The 1,584-nt window shown below is 69.4% G+C and carries 1 protein-coding gene; it reads right to left on the minus strand.

Annotated features, from left to right (window positions below; translation table 11 throughout):
• Positions 1 to 8 precede the first annotated feature (8 nt).
• Positions 9 to 1,421 (minus strand): NF041680 family putative transposase, encoded by a 1,413-nt coding sequence (locus ACWEK3_RS42370; protein ID WP_453252273.1) that lies wholly within the window; start codon positions 1,419 to 1,421, stop codon positions 9 to 11.
• Positions 1,422 to 1,584: the final 163 nt, after the last annotated feature.

Raw genomic sequence — 1,584 nt, forward strand, 5'->3', positions numbered from 1 at the left:
CTTGATTTTTATCCCCGCTGCTGTTTCAGGCGGACGTGTTCGGTGAGGGTTTCGGCTCGTTTCACGGTCTTCCCAGGTTCGTGCCGTGGTGCTGGCCTGCGGTTTTTCGAGCCGGGTGGGCGTCCGGGACCAGGCCAGGAGGGTTTGGGCACGCCAGCGGGGCGGGCGGTCTTCGCGCGGAGGTGGCGGAACCCCCGGCGGACCCGGGCAGGGGTGAGCCGACGGGGCTCGGCGGGTCGTTCCCAGGGGCGGCGGAGGTCCTCGGCAAGGGGGCGGGCGAGGCGGAGTTGGGTGTGGGCGGCGATGATCAGCCAGGTCCACAGGTCGGCGGTCGCAGGGTCGCGGACCTTGGGGACGGTCCAGCCCAGGGTCTGCTTGAACAGCCGGAAGGTATGTTCAAGATCGAACCTGCGGAGGAACGCCTGCCAGCGCAGGTCGACGTCCTCGCCTGTCATGCCGGTGCGTGAGGACCACAGCCAGACTGGTTTCGGGTCGCGGTCGCCTGGCAGGTGGTCGACCTTCAACCGGATCAACGTGCCGTGGATCAGGGGGAGTTCACCGCAATGGTCGAGCCAGGGGCCGCGGGCCTGCAGACGGGGGTGCATCCGGTCCCAGGCGAGGGCTTCGGCCGTGCCGTAGCGGGTGGTGTCGCAAGTGGTGGCCTGGTCGGGGGTGTGCCAGGTCTCGGGCTTGGCGAAGGTGAGGACGCCGCCGTGCTTGCGGGGCTGCCCGCCGCGCGGGGTGGAGCGGCGCGGGCCGGCGTCCCGGAGCATAACCCGGTCCGAGCGCAGCCGGCCGACCAGCTCGACGGGCAGGTCGGCCAGGACGTAGGCGAGGCGGGTGACGTCGTAGCCAGTGTCCATCACGACGAGGATGTCCGCGTCTCCCGGCCGCCACTGCCCCGCCTGCACCAGCCGGGTGATCACCTCGCGGAGCTGGGCTGCGGTCACCGCGGTGGCGTCGTCGGACGGCCCGAGCCGGATCGCGTCCAGCACGGCGGTCCAGGAGGTGCGTCCTGTTTCCAGCGCGGCGACGAAGGAGTAGGGCCAGCCGGGGATGAACTGATCCGCGCTGCGGCCCCGCCCGTAGACGTGGCAGAACAACAGGTCCGGGCTGGTGGGTGCGTCGGGACGCAGCCAGTTGCTGACGTCCACCGCGAGCACGATCCGCCCGTCGGCGGCACGTGGCAGCGGTGTGGAAACCAGCAGCCTGCGCAGGCGGCGCGGCTCCAGCCAGCCGTGATTGACCGCGTCGTACATCGCCCCATGCCCGCGCCTGTGCTCGGCCGTGAGTGTCAGCTCGACCAGTGACGTTACCGGGCCGTCCGCACACAGCACCGCGTCGGTGAGCTCGAAGAGCGCATCCGCGCGGGTGTAGAGGCAGTCGTAGAACTGGACACGAAAGTGGGACAGGATGCCCAGCGCGGCGTCAGCGGACTGTTCATAAGCGAGACTCTTCACCAGCGGCCGTTCCTTCACGCGACGTTGCTCGACACCTCGAAGCGTGAAGAACGGCCGTCCTGCTGTCCCGGGAACGAACCAAGATCAGCGGGTCAGGTGAACCGCCGAGGTTAAACATCAAGCT

The sequence above is a fragment of the Streptomyces sp. NPDC004721 genome (assembly GCF_053601495.1).